The organism is Nostoc sp. DSM 114160 (assembly GCF_053470305.1).
Genome location: NZ_JBPFGO010000004.1, coordinates 110,162 through 127,768, shown reverse-complemented (window position 1 = coordinate 127,768; position 17,607 = coordinate 110,162). Strand labels below are relative to the sequence as shown.

11 protein-coding genes and 3 pseudogenes are annotated in these 17,607 nt (G+C 43.1%); 8 read left to right on the top strand and 6 right to left on the bottom strand.

The features are described 5' to 3' along the window. Window positions 1-177 precede the first annotated feature (177 nt). Window positions 178-1,854: a citramalate synthase gene (cimA, locus tag NSTCB13_RS32415; RefSeq protein WP_448275144.1), complete on the bottom strand. Its 1,677-nt coding sequence runs from the start codon at window positions 1,852-1,854 to the stop codon at window positions 178-180. 75 nt (window positions 1,855-1,929) lie between these two features. Here cimA and NSTCB13_RS32410 point away from each other — a divergent pair. From NSTCB13_RS32410 to NSTCB13_RS32385, 6 genes and pseudogenes are all read left to right on the top strand, one after another. After that, window positions 1,930-2,269, top strand: a pseudogene (locus NSTCB13_RS32410) (2Fe-2S iron-sulfur cluster-binding protein). A 17-nt stretch (window positions 2,270-2,286) separates the two neighbouring features. Further along, window positions 2,287-2,676 (top strand): hypothetical protein, encoded by a 390-nt coding sequence (locus tag NSTCB13_RS32405; RefSeq protein ID WP_445631678.1) that lies wholly within the window; start codon window positions 2,287-2,289, stop codon window positions 2,674-2,676. A 132-nt stretch (window positions 2,677-2,808) separates the two neighbouring features. Next, on the top strand, window positions 2,809-4,842 hold the full coding sequence (gene thiO, locus NSTCB13_RS32400) for a glycine oxidase ThiO (protein WP_448275142.1): 2,034 nt from the start codon (window positions 2,809-2,811) through the stop codon (window positions 4,840-4,842). A 189-nt stretch (window positions 4,843-5,031) separates the two neighbouring features. After that, window positions 5,032-5,211, top strand: a complete 180-nt coding sequence (gene psb34 / locus NSTCB13_RS32395) for a photosystem II assembly protein Psb34 (RefSeq protein WP_322659602.1) — start codon at window positions 5,032-5,034, stop codon at window positions 5,209-5,211. A 266-nt stretch (window positions 5,212-5,477) separates the two neighbouring features. Continuing rightward, window positions 5,478-7,691 (top strand): tetratricopeptide repeat protein, encoded by a 2,214-nt coding sequence (locus tag NSTCB13_RS32390; protein WP_448275140.1) that lies wholly within the window; start codon window positions 5,478-5,480, stop codon window positions 7,689-7,691. Window positions 7,692-8,146: 455 nt separating this feature from the next. Continuing rightward, window positions 8,147-8,872 (top strand): choice-of-anchor K domain-containing protein, encoded by a 726-nt coding sequence (locus NSTCB13_RS32385; RefSeq protein ID WP_448275139.1) that lies wholly within the window; start codon window positions 8,147-8,149, stop codon window positions 8,870-8,872. Between the two features lie 228 nt (window positions 8,873-9,100). Here the strand turns inward: NSTCB13_RS32385 and NSTCB13_RS32380 are convergent, their stop codons facing one another. The 3 genes and pseudogenes from NSTCB13_RS32380 to NSTCB13_RS32370 all read right to left on the bottom strand — a co-directional run bounded on the left by NSTCB13_RS32380 (window position 9,101) and on the right by NSTCB13_RS32370 (window position 11,853). Beyond that, window positions 9,101-10,225, bottom strand: coding sequence for a site-2 protease family protein (locus tag NSTCB13_RS32380; protein ID WP_448275137.1), 1,125 nt, complete (start codon window positions 10,223-10,225; stop codon window positions 9,101-9,103). Window positions 10,226-10,707: 482 nt separating this feature from the next. Next, window positions 10,708-11,323, bottom strand: a pseudogene (locus NSTCB13_RS32375) (DJ-1/PfpI family protein). 110 nt (window positions 11,324-11,433) lie between these two features. Further along, on the bottom strand, window positions 11,434-11,853 hold the full coding sequence (locus NSTCB13_RS32370; RefSeq protein WP_448275136.1) for a DUF6220 domain-containing protein: 420 nt from the start codon (window positions 11,851-11,853) through the stop codon (window positions 11,434-11,436). 113 nt (window positions 11,854-11,966) lie between these two features. Between NSTCB13_RS32370 and NSTCB13_RS32365 the strand changes: the two genes are divergently transcribed. Beyond that, on the top strand, window positions 11,967-12,629 hold the full coding sequence (locus NSTCB13_RS32365; protein WP_445631671.1) for a LuxR C-terminal-related transcriptional regulator: 663 nt from the start codon (window positions 11,967-11,969) through the stop codon (window positions 12,627-12,629). Between the two features lie 471 nt (window positions 12,630-13,100). On the opposite strand, the pseudogene NSTCB13_RS32360 reads toward NSTCB13_RS32365, so the two are convergent. Next, window positions 13,101-14,826: pseudogene (locus tag NSTCB13_RS32360) on the bottom strand (putative bifunctional diguanylate cyclase/phosphodiesterase). Window positions 14,827-16,067: 1,241 nt separating this feature from the next. Between NSTCB13_RS32360 and NSTCB13_RS32355 the strand changes: the two are divergent. After that, window positions 16,068-16,820, top strand: coding sequence for an SDR family oxidoreductase (locus NSTCB13_RS32355; RefSeq protein ID WP_445631669.1), 753 nt, complete (start codon window positions 16,068-16,070; stop codon window positions 16,818-16,820). A gap of 97 nt (window positions 16,821-16,917) precedes the next feature. Here the strand turns inward: NSTCB13_RS32355 and NSTCB13_RS32350 are convergent, their stop codons facing one another. Beyond that, window positions 16,918-17,607, bottom strand: a complete 690-nt coding sequence (locus NSTCB13_RS32350) for a 5'-methylthioadenosine/S-adenosylhomocysteine nucleosidase family protein (RefSeq protein ID WP_448275135.1) — start codon at window positions 17,605-17,607, stop codon at window positions 16,918-16,920.

Here is a 17,607-nt window from a genome sequence, read left to right as displayed (position 1 = left end):
GCAGAAAAATTTTTAATAGATCGTAAGAAGCGATCGCCAAATAGCGATCGCTTCCCCTTTTCATCCAAAAACGCAAACTTTCCCTACACTACATATCCCATGTTCCGCTCCGCTCCACGGCAGGAGGGAAGGGCTTGCTCCCCCTGCTCCCTGCCCCCCTCCCCCCTGCTTCTTCGGTCAACTAGAAGCCTTTAAAGCTGCTTCTGCTTGGGAATGTAACAACAAACCGTATTCTAAGCCCTCCACCACCGCTTGATAGGAAGCCGCCAAAATATTGGTGGAAACTCCTACCGTCGTCCAGCGTTGACGACCATTGCCTGATTCTACCAACACACGAGTTTTTGCCGCAGTGCCCGTATGTCCGTTGAGAATCCGCACTTTGTAATCTGTCAAATCAAAAGTTGCAATCTGAGGATAAAAGTTCACCAAAGCCTTGCGTAAAGCTGCATCCAAAGCTGCAACAGGCCCGTTACCTTCCGCCGCCTCCAAAATATTTTTGCCGTCAACAGCGACTTTGACTGTAGCTAAGGCATTGCTAGTTTCTTTTCCCTCAATCAAGTCACAGTGGACTTGAAAACCTTTGACTTCAAAAAACTTTTGGCGGCCTCCCAAAGCTTCGTGCATCAGCAACACAAAACTAGCCTCTGCTGCTTCAAATTGAAATCCTTCACTTTCCAAATCTTTGAGACGCTGGAGAATTTCCCTAGCCTCTGCTTTTTGTTGATCCAATTCAATCCCAAAACTGCGGGCTTTGGCTAAAACATTGCTCAGTCCAGACTGTTCCGAAATCACAATGCGCCGACGATTCCCGACTTGTCCCGGTTGAATGTGTTCGTAAGTTAGGGGATTACGTTCTACAGCTGATACATGAATACCGCCCTTATGGGCAAAAGCCGAACGTCCCACAAAGGGAGCGTGTTCATCTGGCGCCAGGTTGACGACCTCACTCACAAAACGACTAGCTTCTGTAAGTTCTGTGAGCTGGTCTTCTGTGATACAACTGTAACCCGCCTTCAGTTGTAAATTGGGAATTAACGAACAGAGGTTAGCATTACCGCAACGTTCACCGTAACCATTAATTGTGCCCTGTACCATCTTTGCCCCTGCCATCACGGCGGCTATTGCGTTAGCAACCGCCATTTCCGAATCGTTGTGAGTATGAATTCCAATTTGAGGGATTGGGGATTGGGTACTGGGGATTGGGTACTGGGAAGAGTCTTTCCCAGTCGCCAGTCCCCAGTCCCCAGTCACCTTGACTACATCTTGAACAATTTGGCTAATTTCGTGGGGTAAAGTGCCGCCATTGGTATCACAGAGGACTAGCCATTCCGCACCAGAGGCGATCGCAGCCTCTAATGTCTGTAAAGCATAATCTCGATTGTGCTTATAGCCATCAAACCAATGTTCGGCATCGTAGATAATCCGGCGACTCTGAGAACGGAGGTACTCAATGGTGTCGCGAATCATTGCCAAATTTTCTTCTAATGTCGTTTTGAGTCCGGTTGTTACATGTAAATCCCAAGACTTGCCAAAAATCGTTACCCAGCGAGTTCCCGCCGCCAAAATATCTTGTAGCATCGGTTCGGTGGCGGCAGTGGAGTTGGGGCGGCGAGTCGAACAAAAAGCAACAATTTCAGCCTGTTTGAGCGGATCTTCTTGGAGTTGCCAGAAAAATTGTACATCCTTGGGATTGGCACCAGGCCAACCACCTTCAATAAAGGGAATTCCCAGCCGATCGAGTCTACGGGCAATGCGTAACTTATCTTCTATCGATACAGATAGCCCCTCGCGCTGAGTGCCATCCCGTAATGTAGTGTCATAGAGCCAAAGTTGAGGTAAAGAATTTGTGGTCATAAAACTGGGACCGACGAGACAACTTTCGAGGCAATGTGTCAATATACAACAAAAAGCCGGTTTGGCAACTTAAAAATGCCTAAAGTAATAGCTGAAGGTAAAACAATTGATTGCGAGCATGGAAGCAATCTCCGCAAGATTTTGCTGCAAAATGGTATTGACCTCTACAATGACGGTGCTAAGGTAATAAACTGTCGGGGCATTGGCAGTTGCGGTACCTGCGCGGTTAAGGTAGAGGGCAAAGTCTCAGCAGCGAATTGGCGCGACCCCTGCGCGGCGTTCGCTTCCTCCCCATTCTCCTACAACAGACTTACGTTTAGCCTGTCAAACTCAGGTTTTAAGCGATGTGAAAGTGACAAAGTTTGATGGATTTTGGGGACAAGGTTCTCGAATAGTGTGGACACCAAAAGGTTAAAAAGGAGTTAAGACAAGATGGGTAGATGGACACCCTTAATTTTAATGGCTGGAGGTTTAGCCATTCTGCTTGGTACATTACTAGGCATCAACTTTCCGATGGGCGTACAAACTGCTAACGCTCCTAGTGACAAGAAATCAGAAGTCCTGCCAGCTAATATCAATGTTAATAGCAGTGCTGGCAGCAAGAATGAAGAAACTGCAACAGAAGGAAACGAAACAACTCAAACAAACGAAAATAGGCGCTCTATTGTAGCCCCAAGACCTGACAACAGGAGTAACGTTGCCCAGAATTCTAGCGATGACTCAACTGACAGTACAACAGACGGCAATACAAATTCTTCAGAAACAAGCACACCATCTAGCAATACAAATCAAAACAACGAACCAATTCGCGCCTTGTGGTAACGATCAGATCCGTCTTCAGACCCGTCTTTAGTTACAAGTTATAAGTTATAAGTTATGAGTTATGAGTTATGAGTTATTAGTTATGTACTAATGATAAATGGCTAATGACAGATGACTAATGACTAATGACTAATGATTAGTGAGACTGTGATTATTGGTGGTGGCGTTATTGGTTTAGCGATCGCCATTGAACTAAAATTGCGCGGGACAAACGTCACCGTGCTTTGTCGTGACTTTCAGGCTGCCGCTACCCACGCCGCCGCCGGGATGTTGGCACCAGATGCGGAAAACATCGCTAATGAGGCAATGCGTTCCTTGTGTTGGCGATCGCGTGCTTTATATCCCGACTGGACGCGCAAATTAGAAGAACTGACCGGCTTAAATACTGGCTACCGCGCCTGTGGTATCCTTGCACCTGTTTTTGAAGAAGCAGGGGAGCAGGGGAGCAGGGGAGCAGGGGAGGAGGGAAAACTCCTCTCCTCTGCCCCTCTGCCCCTCTGCCCCTCTGCTAGCGAAGAGTCCCCGGCTTACTGGTTAAACAAAGAGGCAATTCATCAATATCAACCAGGATTGGGAGCCGAGGTAGTTGGTGGCTGGTGGTATCCTGAAGACGCTCAAGTTGATAATAAAGCTCTAGCTCAGGTATTGCGAACGGCAGCTGAGTCTGTTGGTGTTGAACTCAAAGACGGTATTAGAGTAGAAGCATTTTTACAGCAGCAGGGACAAGTGGTTGGCGTGCAAACCAATGCTGGAATAATTCGCGCCGCGCACTATGTTTTAGCTTCAGGTGCTTGGTCAAATGAATTGTTACCGCTACCCGTGCTACCCAGAAAAGGACAAATGCTGAGTGTGCGGATACCAGAAGTTTCGCCGGAATTGCCTTTGAAGCGGGTTTTATTTGGGCAGGATATTTACATCGTACCAAGACGCGATCGCCTGGTTATTGGCGCAACCAGTGAAGATGTTGGCTTTATCCCCAACAACACCCCAGAAGGTATTCAAAAATTACTACAAGCTGCCATTCGCCTGTATCCCCAATTAAAGCATTATCCCATCCAGGAATTTTGGTGGGGATTTCGCCCAACTACCCCTGATGAATTACCCATCCTGGGCACTAGCCACTGTCAAAATTTAACCTTTGCTACGGGTCATTACCGCAACGGAATTCTACTTGCGCCCGTAACTGCCGCTTTGATTGCCGATTTAATTTTAGAACAAAAATTTGACCCCCTACTTGCTGATTTTCACTATTCGCGCTTCCAGTCCCTGTCATCTACCTCCACCGCAATGCTGACTCACTCTGCCAATTTCTCTAACGGACATCACTCTGCTATATCCTCACTCCCCACAGACGCGATTAATTGCGTCTCTACCGATTCCCCATTGATTATCGCTGGCAAAACCTTCCAATCTCGCTTGATGACGGGAACTGGTAAGTATCGCAGTATTGAGGAAATGCAGCAAAGCGTCGCCGCCAGCGATTGCCAAATTGTCACCGTAGCAGTCCGACGGGTACAAACCAAGGCTCCTGGACATGAAGGTTTAGCGGAAGCCTTAGATTGGACGAAAATCTGGATGTTACCCAATACCGCAGGTTGTCAAACTGCCGAAGAGGCGATTCGGGTGGCGCGTTTAGGGCGAGAAATGGCGAAATTATTGGGGCAAGAAGATAATAACTTTATAAAGTTAGAAGTAATACCCGACCTTAAGTATTTACTCCCAGACCCGATTGGGACATTGCAAGCAGCAGAACAACTAGTTAAAGAAGGCTTTGCAGTATTGCCCTATATCAACGCTGATCCGATGTTAGCCAAGCGTTTAGAAGAGGTAGGCTGTGCGACAGTCATGCCTCTAGCATCACCAATTGGTTCTGGACAAGGACTGAAAACAACTGCCAATATCCAAATAATCATCGAAAATGCAGGTGTGCCAGTGGTGGTAGATGCTGGTATTGGTTCACCCTCAGAAGCCGCGCAAGCAATGGAATTGGGAGCAGATGCCTTGTTGATTAATAGTGCGATCGCTCTTTCTCCAAAACCAGCAGCAATGGCTCATGCGATGAATTTAGCGACAGTCGCCGGTCGTCTAGCATATCTTGCCGGCAGAATGCCTATTAAAGATTACGCCAGTCCTAGTTCACCTCTAACTGGGACGATTACAAGTTAGGGAATGGGGACTGGAGAGGCAGGGGAGCAGGGGAGCAGAGGAGAAGTAGCAGTAAGTCTTTCCCCTCTGCCCCTCTGCTCCTCTGCCTCTTGTCCCCAATCCAAAATGTAACGATTTATCTAGCAGTTTAAGACCAGATTTAGCATTTATGTAACATTAAATTAACGATAAAGATAAAGGAATTCATTCATGCCCTATACCAATGAAGAAGGCGGTCTTCTGAATAATTTTGCCCGGGAACCAAAGGTTTATCAAGCAGAACCTCCCACAGAAGGGCAAAAGCGAACTTATCTCTTACTAGGAATTGCCGCTACAGCTTTGGTTGCCGGCTTGATTCTAGTCGCCTTCTTTGTTTCTAAGAGCAGCTGATCGTAAAACATTTTAAGAAAACTTCATCTTTTGTATAGTTTTTCAGGTTCCGATTTTAAGAGGGGCCTGCTTTTTTATTTTTTGTTAAAATTGAACCAGGAATGAAAGTATATAATTATACTTTATTTTTCCAACTATAATTGAAGGCTCAATATATCCACAGCAGCACAACATCTACTTATTAAAAATCATTTTTATTATGACTTTAGCCCACTTGAATGCACCCAGAAAGGTGATATGTACTATGTTTTGGCTTTTTAGCCGCTATGAGCGTGAATGATACTGCACCCAACAATAATTCTACTTGGAATCGGCAAGTATACCACCGTCTGAAACTTGCCTTAAGTCTTGGCTTACGACGACAAATTCTTTTGGCGGTTTGTGATGATTTATACTTAAGGAATCAGGTAGCAGCCCGTTTGCATTCTACATTGGCTTATCCTGTTGGACAAGTGCTATATCAATCATCAAATGCTCAGGAAAATAGCACTCCAGCTTATCCGCGATTAGTCACGTTGCGTTTGAATTTAAACGATCCCAATCCTATAATCCAGATTAATCAATGGTTGACTAATTACCCACCGCCAATTGTTGAGGCATCAAAAGATACTCCTGGAAGACCTTTTCCAGTACCAGCATTTCAGATTGTCGGTGTGGAACATCTTACGAAGCAACCAGTTGCAACACAGCGTTTATTTTTGCACTATCTCCGCTTAAGCGAACAATATTTCTCTACACAAGAATCCAGCCGATTCCTAGAATCTAATTTGCTTTTGTGGATACCACGTCCTTGGTTGTCGGCTATTAAGCAATCAGCACCACAGTTTTGGCGTTGTCGTACTGGCGTATTTGTGTTTGCTGGAGAACCCACACCAGCAACTCAGAATTTGGCCTATCCAGAACGTTTTTCACGTTCTGGAAGCTTGGATTTAGAAAATATTGAGCAGTCGATTCTAGATGAATCAGCTAACCAAGCAGAACTTAGAACCGCAGCTACTGAGTTCAAGTTTGAAAATAATTCTGATTTTCCAGTAGAGATACAAGGGAATCGCGTACACCAAACTGAGGAAGTTCCATCATCAACAGCAGATTTCTTGAAGGCTACGCCACAACAACAGGAATCTACAAATCGGTCTGGTAGTGGAAGTAATAATCAATCGCTATCGTCTTTATCTCATATTAGCAGTGAGTTAAGGGAGCTAGTAACAGCAACAATTAATACAAGTACTACCAAAAATACAGAGGATTCCTTACAACCACAGCAGATTTTATTGGAGATTGAAGAATTACACGAAAATCTTGTTGCAGAGGAGATACTGGCAGAGGCTTATCATCGCTTGGGTACTTTATACCGTCTTCGCATTGAGCAAGGAGAGGCAACTCTAGAAAACCTAATGGTGGCAATTATTGCCTATCAGGAAGCAATTAGCTATGACGAAAGCTCACCGCAACTCCCAGATATCTTGAATGATTTGGGTACACTCTACTGGATGCTATACCGCACACCACCCAATTCTGAAGAGGGACAAACTTATATAGAGCAGGCAATAGAATTTTATCAGTTGGCGTTAAAGATAATTTCGCCTCAGACACATTCGGAAACTTACGCTCGCGTACAAAATAATTTGGGGACAGCCTATGGTGATTTAGCTCGTTTCTCTCACCCATCGGAAAATTGGCAGCAAGCAATTTTGGCTTACAGTGAAGCACTCAGTTACCGTACAGCTGAAATGGATTCATTAAAGTATGCGGCTTGCCAAAATAATTTGGGTACTGCTTACTGGCATTTAGGGCAATACAACCAACCGATTGTGCATTTAAAGAAAGCGATCGCAGCTTACAATGAAGCACTTGCACACTACAACCCGGAAGCGGAACCGCTCAAGTATGGCATGATTCAAAACAATATCGGTACTGCGTTTTGGAATCTGGCACAATACGAACAACCTGCCGAAAATCTCCAGCTAGCCATAGACGTTTATAGCGAAGCTCTCAAGTATCGCACTCCAGCTAATGTTCCCAGTGCCTGCGCCGCTACACAAAATAATCTGGGTACTGCCTACTGGCATTTAGCAAACCTATCTGAAACTACTAAAGAGGCACGGCAAAAATATCTGCAACTATGTATCAATGCTTACGAGGAAGCTATAGCTTTGGCTCACTCACTTAGCGGTACTTCTTTAAGTTTTGATTTGCTTGCCTCTCACAATAACCTGGGACTAGCACATTATCAGCTAGTAATAGATAAGTCTTTTAATATTGACAAAGCGACACGCTCTCAACACTTAGAAGTAGCATTAGATAACCATTTGCAAGCCTTAAACGGATTAAGTAAACAACCAGAGGCTTATCAAACAACCTTTGCTTATGTGGTGAAAACTATTCGTGCTTTTCATAATGAGTTAGGCATACAGGGACAAAATCTGGCTTTATCTAAAGTTCCTAGCCAGTTGTTACCAGAGATTTTATCAAAATTGTGAATCCCATTCCTCCCCATAGTGCGGAGAATGTCAAAAAACTGTAACTTCATATCAGCTTGACAATTTATTGGTAAGTCAAGTAAGGTAGCGATGTTTACGACGGGCTACGCCTACGTAATTGCCTGCGTAATTACTAGACTTCTTGCATAAATCAAAAAAGAACCCTAATCCGCCTTTGACTTCCCTTAAAGTCTCCACTCTTGCTGAGAGGTAGCGTGTTAGGGAAATTTTACAATCGGTTTACTGTTTTACTAATTACAAACTAGTGAAATATATTTTAACAATTCATAATTTTAACTTCATAAATATAAATTATTCATTAAATTATTTTGAAATACACATAAATATTTTATAAAAAATACAAGAAGACATTGGCGTATTTTCCGTAAATTTACTAAGGTAGACTGAATACCTACTTGAAAGAAGCTCCAGAATGAACGTTTAAACCTAGAATTATGAAACTAAGCTTTGTTTTTGCTACTGCTATATCTAGTTTTTTTGTGAGTTCGGCCACAGGATTTAGTTTCTCTGGTCAAGCACAAGCTCTAACTTTTTCTGGCATCTCTAGTGCGACATGGGGAAATCCTACTCCAGGAAGCACTGATACTAATCCCATATATACAGGTGTGGGAAGTAACGCATTTACTTGGGGTAAAGTTAATTCGTCGTCATTGTCAGGACTTCCAAATAAACTAACCTCTAATGGAACTTCATTTGCTGCGGACATTAACTCTGTATTCAAAATAGCTGATTTGACTTACTTTAATGGAACAGTAAACACTGGTTCAAGCGTTGAATTTGTACCTTTAAATCTCAATGTATCTTTCAGCCCCCCTGTGGGAACCAGCCAAGTTTTTGACTTCAACTTGCGTTTAGTAAATACACTTAACGACCCAAAAGATCCTGAGAAGAGTGCAGACTTGGTATTTTTAGATACAAATTTGAGTAATCGCAGTTTCACCTTTGGAAGTAATAAATATACCCTTGAGTTAATCGGTTTTAATCTAGACGGTCGCCAGATAAGTATTAAGGCTCTTGAAGAAGCTACAACTACAACAGCTATTTATGCCAAAATCAAAACTATACCCGAACCTGCATCAGTGTTGGGTCTATCATTGCTAGGGATATACCTGATATCTCGCAAAAATTCTTGGAAAAAAAATATAGGAAATAGAGAATAGATATATACTCAGTTTTGTTCAAAAATTAAATAGGAGTGCTACATAACAATCCGATTTGATTTTTGAACTTATTTACCGAGACAGATAAAAGGCAACAGTCAAGAAAGTTCTTTCAATTGTACGGGGTTTTTTCACGCAATCAAAAATTTGGGTGATAAAAATGTAGAGACGCGATTTGTTGCGTCTCTACAAGGGTTTAGCGTTTTTTGATTCCGATGAATTGCATCTTTATGCAGGGTTAGGTTGGGTTCGGTTTTGAAGTAGCTGGATAATTGCAGCTTTTTCTAAGATTCCAACTAGGACGCCATTTTCGCGAATCACGGGAAGCACAGATAGTTTTTGTTGTTCGAGTAACTGCATGACTTCCAGCAGAGGTCGATCTGATTGGACTGTGGTAGATTCAGTAATTGGTCGCATGACTTGTTTAACTTGAGTTTCTGACCACAGTGCTGTGGGGATGGTTCTTAAATTATCAATTGCGATCGCACCTACTAATTGTCCATCATCATCAGTCACTAAGAACCGATGCCAGTTTTGCCCGCTGATGACTCGCTCATCGGCAAACTCTCTTAAGGTAAGATTAGCAGATACAATCGGGCTGTCATGAGTTACAGCATCTTCGGCTGTCAAACCTGTGAGTTTTTCTTGGACTCTGGCAAATTGAGCCGAATTACCAGCATTTTGCAACAAGAAGAAGCCAATTAACAAGTTCCAGAAGTTATCGGCGCTGCCAAATAATAGTAGGGGAAGTACGCCTGAAAGAATTGCTACCCAACCAAAAATTTGCCCAACTCGACTCGCAAAGGTTACACCTTGATAAGGATTACCTGTAATTTTCCAAACTATGGCTTTCAGTATATTACCGCCATCTAAAGGCAAGCCAGGAATCAGGTTAAACAGTGCTAATGCCAAGTTAACGGAAGCTAGAACACCAAGAATTGCAGCTAACGGCCCTGATGCAGCAGTAGTAACACCAATCGCTGTAACGATACCGCACAATAGTAAGCTTACCATTGGCCCGGCGATCGCTACCCAGAAAGCTTCACCTGGAGTTTTCGACTCTTTTTCTAAGCTCGCCAAACCGCCAAATATAAACAGTGTGATGGATTTGACATCAATTCCCTGACGAATCGCAACAAAACTGTGGCCTAATTCATGGGCGACGACAGAGGCAAATAACATCAGCGCTGTCATCAATCCTAGTAGCAAAGCTAATCCCGCAGATAATTGGGGAAATTGCGCCGCCAGTCCACTGCTATAGCTCCAAGTTACCAAACCCAGAACTAAAAACCATGACGGATGGATATAGAAGGGAATTCCGAAGAGATTACCAACGCGAATTGTGCCATTCATGTCGTTCACCTTTGATTTCAGCTTCGAGAGGTTTGCTTTTGTCCTTCTCAATGTCTTTATTGTAACGAAAGGTTAAGAGATTTTAATCTTGATGGCGGTAGTGGTGTCCGTCGGTAAAGGTGCGGTTATTGGGATTATTGAGAGCATCCAAATTCAGGAAGCAGGAGAAACGTTGGATCGCGTCGATAGCGCATCTCGATACATTTTTTTATGCTAATGCTGCTCTATACCCACAACTTCTGTCCGAAAATGGGGCGCTCAACAACCCTCCTAGTAATAAAAAGGACAGTCCATTGTACCCTCGTCGCACGAGCCAAACATGAATAGTCCACCAAGCAGGATCGTTGAACTAGGCAACCCCAATCGTTAATAACTGAGCAATCAAGCAGAGGTTAAAGACGATTTAAGTCGTATAAAAACGGATTTGTATCCAACGTGTGAGAACACGTTCAATTTCCGAATTTGTGGTCATGTCAGACTGCCTATTTTACGTTTAAACCCAATGTCCCCGTAGCATATAACATTGCTTTATTGACTAACTCAGCCCCCGCTTTTTCGGGTGAACCGACATCGAATGGAGGGGCTGGATCGTACTCCATTAATAGTTGAGCGATCTTGGCGGCTTCGTCACCACAAAGCACTTCAGCGATCGTTAGACCAAAATCAATGCCTGCCGTAACCCCCCCACCAGTTATGCGATTTCGGTCTATCACAACTCGCTCCGTTCCGACCTCAACGCCCAACGTTGCGAGTTGTTCACGCATCATCCAGTGAGTCGCCGCTCGATAGCCTTGTAGTAGTCCTGCCTTCGCTAAAAACTCAGACCCCGCCGCACACAGAGGTGATGAACTTTGCTGTGCTCCCCTGTTTGTGGAAAAACTCAAGCACTTCTGGATCGTTTACTACTGCACTCTGTCCTAAACCGCCGCCGACGCAGATCGCGTCTAAAGGTGGGCAATTTTCAAAGGTGGTATCGGGCAAAATCACCATTCCATCATCGGTTTTGATCGGGTCTAAAGCTTTCCAGATGCGGTGGATCTGGACATTAGGAAGCGAATTAAAAACTGTCTGGGGTCCGACAATATCAAGTGCTGTCATGCCAGGATAAAGTACCAAGCCAATAATATGTTTTTGTGAGTAAGTCATGAATCAATCTCCTGATGAAAGTTGCTATGAAATCTATCCTTAAAGAATTGAAAGTTAAGGATTTAGTCTTGGTTGTGGTTAGGAAATACAATGCGAAATGTTCGATGAACTAGGGTTGTAGAAATAGAGAATAAAGAAAAGCCGATAAGTGGATGGAAGACTGCTAAAGGAAAAGAAGTCTTCAAGTGAATTGTGAGAAATTGCAGTCCTAGCAGCACTGGAATACCTGCTGTAAGGCGCTGGACTCTTGAAGGAAACGGCATCAGAAACACCCATATCAACAAAATTAGTGAGAGTCCGCTATATCCTCGCACGAGCCAGATATGTAGGTTCCACCAATCAGAGTTGTAAAAGTAAGCCAGTCCAACACTGAATACTTGGGTTGCTAAACACAGATTAAAAAACACTACTGCGATAAAAAAACTAATTTGAATCCAGCGCCCGGATATCTGTGTATCATCAATGCCAGGATTTAGAGTCATGGTTAAGTAATCCAAAAAAAGCAAACAAAGGAAAAGACTTGGTGTGACTAAAGCTAAGATAGGTCTGGTTGCTATACTGCGCCTAGACCTCGAAAGGGTACAATTTGCCAATCATGATTGCCTTACAAGCTCTATTTCATGCAATTGCTCAAGCTAAAGATGAAGAGACATTGCGATCGCACATATCCACAGAAATGAGTGAATATTTTTCAGCTACACGAGGTGGGCTGTTTTTCTTTGCTCAAATTTCTCTAGCTAACAGCAAGCTTCAAAAAGCAGTGGAAATCGCATTATCACCCCAACACAACCCAGTTGCACGCTATTTGCTAGAACATCATGCCCCTGTTCATGAAGCTTTAGTAGTAGAACCTAAGACGTGGAGGTTGATTTGTCCTCGCGCCGATCACTGGCACGTCATGGCAGGGCCAATTGTCAGTAATGGGCAGTTAGTAGGCGTGGTAGGTTTTACTCGTAAGCAGGGAATGCCTGCATTTGATTCACAAAATCTTACAGATTTGAGTGCGCTTTGTCTGCATATTTCTACTTGGGTGGCAATGACGCGATTGCAACAACCACTATTACAGACAAAGCGTTTAACGGCTCGTGAAATGCAAATTGCTTCCTTGGTGGCTCAAGGACAAACCAATGCAGAAATTAGTGCTGAACTTTGGATTACTGAAAACTCTGTCAAGCAAGCTTTAAAAAGGATGTTTCGCAAGCTTGAGGTTTCATCTCGTGCTCACATGGTTGCAAAGCTTTCTACAGTTTCAAAATAAATAACCTTTTATTGGTCTGATTAATCCTGGATTTCTCTGCTTATGTCATTGAAGAAAGGCAGGAGGCAGGAGGCAGGGGGCAGGAGGTTTTAGAAAAGAATTTTCTCTGGAGGCAAAATGGTCTGATATCATGTCCGGTTAAAGACTTATCATTAAGGCAGCAGAGGGGCAGGGGGGCAGAGGGGAAGGGTTTTTGGGTTTTTGCATAGATTCGGGAATCATAACTAATTAGCCAGACTTGATATGAGAGCAACTAAATTTATTTATGAAAAATAAAAAAATATGTATTTTATTAACTGGGCACAAGAAATACAGCTTCCTTGTTAAATCTCCGTTTGGCTGAGGCTCACGGCGCAAGTCTAAATCTATTTATGGGAATTCCTTCAGCATAGCTGCCTCCTTAACCTGCCCCCTGATAATCATTTCTAGCAAATATTTAAGTGAAACGTTATCAGGGGTGTATTTTCTGGCTTAGGCATCCACTTGTGCTGGAATTTTCTCCATCTGCTGAAAAGTTTTCTGCAACATCGGGGTAATTAGATCGGCTGGTACAGGGCAACTGAAGTAGTAACCCTGACCCTTCATCACATCCCAGCATTTTCAGGTAGTCAAGCTGTTCTTGGGTTTCCACACCCTCTGCCGTGATGTTCAACCGCAGGCTTTTTGCCAGGGCAATAATTGCATTCGTGACGGCGGCACTATCAGGATTGGATGTGACATCCTGTACAAATGAGCGATCGATCTTGAGCATATTCACAGGAAAGCGCTTCAAGTAGTTGAGGGAGGAATAACCAGTACCGAAGTCATCTAGAGCCAAGCATATACCCAGTTCTCGTAATTGTTTTAAGGTTTTAACCGATCGCTCCATATCAGCCATCAAGAAGCTTTCTGTCACTTCCAATTCCAGGTAAGATACTTGGAGTCCAGTTTCCTCAAGAATTTGACTGACAACCTCAACCAGATTCGGTAGTTCAAACTGTCGGGCTGACAGATTTACAGACATCCGAATTGGGTTAAATCCAGCAAGCTGCCAAGCACGGTTTTGGGCACAAGCAGTTCGCAAGACCCACTCACCAATTGGTAGGATCAAACCATTGGCTTCAGCAATGGGAATAAATTTTGTTGGCGAAACCAAACCTAATGTAGGATGCTGCCAGCGAACCAACGCTTCCATAGCTGTAATTTGTCCGCTGTGTAAATCAATCAGAGGTTGATAATAAACCAGCATTTCATTGCGCTCAAGCGCTCCACGTAATTCATTTTCTAAAGTTATTCGCTCCTGCAACTGAGCATTAATTTCTGGTGAATAGAATTGGTATTTGCTACGCCCTTGCTGCTTCGCCTGGTACAGTGCGATATGAGCCTGTTGCAAAAGTTGATCTACGCTATTACGCTCATTTATTCCATTAATTGTGATGCCGATGCTGGCGGTAATATGAATCAAGTTACCCTGTATAGAAAAAGGTTTGCTCAGGGTACTTAATACCATCTGAGATAGCTTAATCACACTTTCAAAAGAAATAATGTCTATATGGGCAATGGCAAATTCATCTCCACTCAAATGGGCAAAAATATCTGTTTGTGTCATACAGACTGATAACCTCTGAGCTACTGCTCTTAACAACAAATTTGTTGTTTCATGCTCCAAACCATGACTCATAGCAGTGAAATCATCAATACCCAACAAAAAGACTGCTACAAAGCGCTGATTATTTTCAGGTTGAGATAGAGTCTGATGGAGGCGATCGCGAAATAGATCGCGATTGGGTAATCCAGTTAGATCGTCATAATTACTGATGTAATGAATTAATTCATCTAATTTGTAAAGAGTTTGTGAAGTATCCGCCATCAATGTACCGGCTTCATCAGCAAAATCTGTGGGCAATTTAGGTAAGGTTTTGGTGTTTAGATAATTGTGCAATGCCGCAGATGTCAAAATAACTGGTTTGAGCAGGTGGTGTAGTGCGTAGAGGGTGGCGGCTGTACCCGCTAAGGTAGCCAACAGAGCAATAAGCATAACTCGAATCGCCATCTCCAAGGAATAGGAGTTTGAGATCACGAAACTCAAGAGTAAGCTTAGAAGTGGTATGTGAGTACCCAAAAATGCCACCAACATGATTTTAGCAGTGTAGCTTTTTTTGAGTAATGGAAAACTAGCTAGGAACGAGTATAGATTGAGCTTGTGATTGAGCTTCATAGATTTTGTTTGATAGTTGGTAAATTAGTTCCGAGCTATTCTGAGAAAAAAGTATTTTTAATTCACATTCCAGTAAAATTAGCTCTCATGGAACCCAACCCTGACAAGGTTATATATTATGTTTCCCAATCTAGACTCTTACTTAATATGCATTATGATAAAGTTTCTGTAAAACTTATTTTATAAACTATTTAACGATCGTAATTCTATTGAATTTTATACTGTCAGTAGTTATCCAAATTTAATATTAAATTGTAAAAAAGCTTGATAATACGATTTTTTAAAAACAAAATTTAATTGTTATATCAATTAATCAATCAGCTAGTTATAAATATTTTTTCCATCAATCTAGACGTATACAAATAATAAACTCTTAGTTTCTTTGGTCTTTTTGATAGATATTGCATTCGATTAATCGAATGCAATTAATGTTATAAATAAAGTCAAAAAATGCAAGCTTATAGAGACCCTGAGCTAAGGTTTTAGTAAATTAAAGACGCGGAATAAAGTTTTCTTATTAGCAAAGGTAAGCTGTTACGCAAAAAGAAAAGCGCATCAACTGGTGAAGGTTGTCCTAAGTCAATTGTCATTAGTCATTTGTCCTTGGTAAACACAAATGACTAATGACTAATGACGGTCTTAACGGAGTTTGTGCAATATGTAGGCGCATTAGCTTAACATAGAAGCTCAGACAGGAATGGTACTAAGAAAAGATACAGCCCTTGATTTGACTGGTTCCCAGTTTTTAAGCTCTTAACTCATTCTTGGAGGCTCCGCCTCCAGTAGCTTGACAAGAGGCAGAGCTTCTTTTAAATATATTCCCAGCCTGGAGGCTGGGAACAAGACAACACAAACCTTTGGGCTTTACAAGCGTGCTATTCGGCTCAAACGGTTAATGCCGATCGCCTCAGTTAGCTTTATAAGGGATGCTCCTAGATAGTTCTTGCGCCAAAACATATGCAAAGCTTGCTCTCAGGCTTCGTCAATATCGAAAGCGCAAGGATTTCCTTGCGACTTAATTAGATTTTTCCGCTTTCATACCTATAAGTATAAAACTTCCTTGACACCAAGACTTAATCAAGGGATACTTTTTGTATCGATTGGTAAATAAGCATTTAGTTGGTAACTATTATGCCCACCAAAGCTCCTGATGCCAGCCATTTGATCGATGGTGGGTTTACAGCTTGAACGATATGCGATCGGACTCACAATCACTAAACCTTATTCAAAAGAACATCGTTATGTCACAAAAGCTCTCAGAAAAAGTCGCGCTCATTACAGGTGGCACCAGCGGCATCGGTCTTGCGACTGCCAAGCGATTCGTCGCCGAAGGTGCGTATGTTTTCATCACAGGTCGTCGTCAGCATGAACTTGATGCCGCCGTCAAAGAGATCGGTAAAAACGTCACTGGCGTTCAAAGCGATGTCTCTCTTCTTGCAGACCTCGATCGCCTTTACACCACAATTGAGCAAGAGAAAGGTCGCCTTGAGATCATTTTCGCCAATGCTGGAGGTGGGGAACTTGCCCCGCTTGGATCGATAACTGAGGAACACTTTGACAAAACCTTTAACACCAACGTCAAAGGTCTGCTTTTCACTGTGCAGAAGGCATTGCCTTTGTTGTCAGAGGGAGCTTCAATTATTCTCAATGCTTCGATTACTTCTATTAAAGGCAACCCAGCATTCAGCGTTTACAGCGCCACCAAAGCCGCCGTGCGCTCGTTTGCACGCAACTGGACACTCGACCTCAAAGAGCGCAAAATTCGTGTCAATGCTATCAGCCCTGGTGTTGTGCCTACTCCTGGCTACAATCTTCTGGGACTGACCGAGGAGCAAGTGCAGGAATTTGTAGCAAGTCAGGCTGTCAATATCCCCCTTGGGCGGGTGGGTACGCCAGACGAGATTGCCAAAGCTGTTGTCTTCCTTGCATCCGATGACAGCAGCTTTGTCAACGGCATCGAACTCTTCGTCGATGGGGGCATGGCGCAGATTTGAAGTGTTCTCAAAACAGTCAGCAACGTAAAAAATAGGCTGTTTCTAGTTTGCTGAATGCTCAACTCAAATAACTGTGTGCCATTAATTCTGCAACAAATTATTCCAGCTGATTGCCAGAAAAGAGCCGATTTGTAACTTGCTCTAATATCTTTAATGCTGTCAATGAACCTCGAATCAACCGAGTAGCGGCAAAAGGTTGTCGAAGCATGGCGATCGCTAACGGCAAAGGGTTTAGAGAGCCGTCAGAGTTAATTGCTGGTGTAAGATCGGGGATATTATGCTGACAATCGTCGCTAACTACTCGTAGCATTGCCACAGACACCTCAGCCGCATTGAAAAATTCTAAAGCGGTAAATCCTTCCATATCTACAACATCAGCCGCCAAAGTCTTACCTAAATGACGTTTTTCGGCAGCAGACCAAATCACCCGATCGCTTGTTAGTGACTTGACTAATGTGCCTTGTTCTGGTATGAAAGAGTGCAATTGTGCTGTGAAAGTGCGATCGCATTCTTGCTGTTTCTCCTGATAAATACAATTTTGATACAGCACAAGATCGCCAACTGTATAGCGATCGCTCAAGCTGCCACATATACCCATAATTAGGACTCTGGATTTTGGAGTCAGAAATTGTCCTTGTTGCAGGTATTTGAGTAAAGGTTTCATGCCAACAGGTATGGCTAATACTGTTGGCATGAAGCCAGTAACGCCGCTTAATCCGCGACACACAGCTTTATATTCTGCTCCTTGAGGCACCAGAATTGTGTTGATGGGCAAAAAATTAGACAC

Coding starts and splice junctions, on each gene's coding strand:
- cimA (WP_448275144.1), bottom strand. CDS start 1,854: ATGACCACAAATTCTTTACCTCAACTTTGGCTCTATGACACTACATTA.
- NSTCB13_RS32405 (WP_445631678.1), top strand. CDS start 2,287: ATGGGTAGATGGACACCCTTAATTTTAATGGCTGGAGGTTTAGCCATT.
- thiO (WP_448275142.1), top strand. CDS start 2,809: ATGATTAGTGAGACTGTGATTATTGGTGGTGGCGTTATTGGTTTAGCG.
- psb34 (WP_322659602.1), top strand. CDS start 5,032: ATGCCCTATACCAATGAAGAAGGCGGTCTTCTGAATAATTTTGCCCGG.
- NSTCB13_RS32390 (WP_448275140.1), top strand. CDS start 5,478: ATGAGCGTGAATGATACTGCACCCAACAATAATTCTACTTGGAATCGG.
- NSTCB13_RS32385 (WP_448275139.1), top strand. CDS start 8,147: ATGAAACTAAGCTTTGTTTTTGCTACTGCTATATCTAGTTTTTTTGTG.
- NSTCB13_RS32380 (WP_448275137.1), bottom strand. CDS start 10,225: ATGAATGGCACAATTCGCGTTGGTAATCTCTTCGGAATTCCCTTCTAT.
- NSTCB13_RS32370 (WP_448275136.1), bottom strand. CDS start 11,853: ATGACTCTAAATCCTGGCATTGATGATACACAGATATCCGGGCGCTGG.
- NSTCB13_RS32365 (WP_445631671.1), top strand. CDS start 11,967: ATGATTGCCTTACAAGCTCTATTTCATGCAATTGCTCAAGCTAAAGAT.
- NSTCB13_RS32355 (WP_445631669.1), top strand. CDS start 16,068: ATGTCACAAAAGCTCTCAGAAAAAGTCGCGCTCATTACAGGTGGCACC.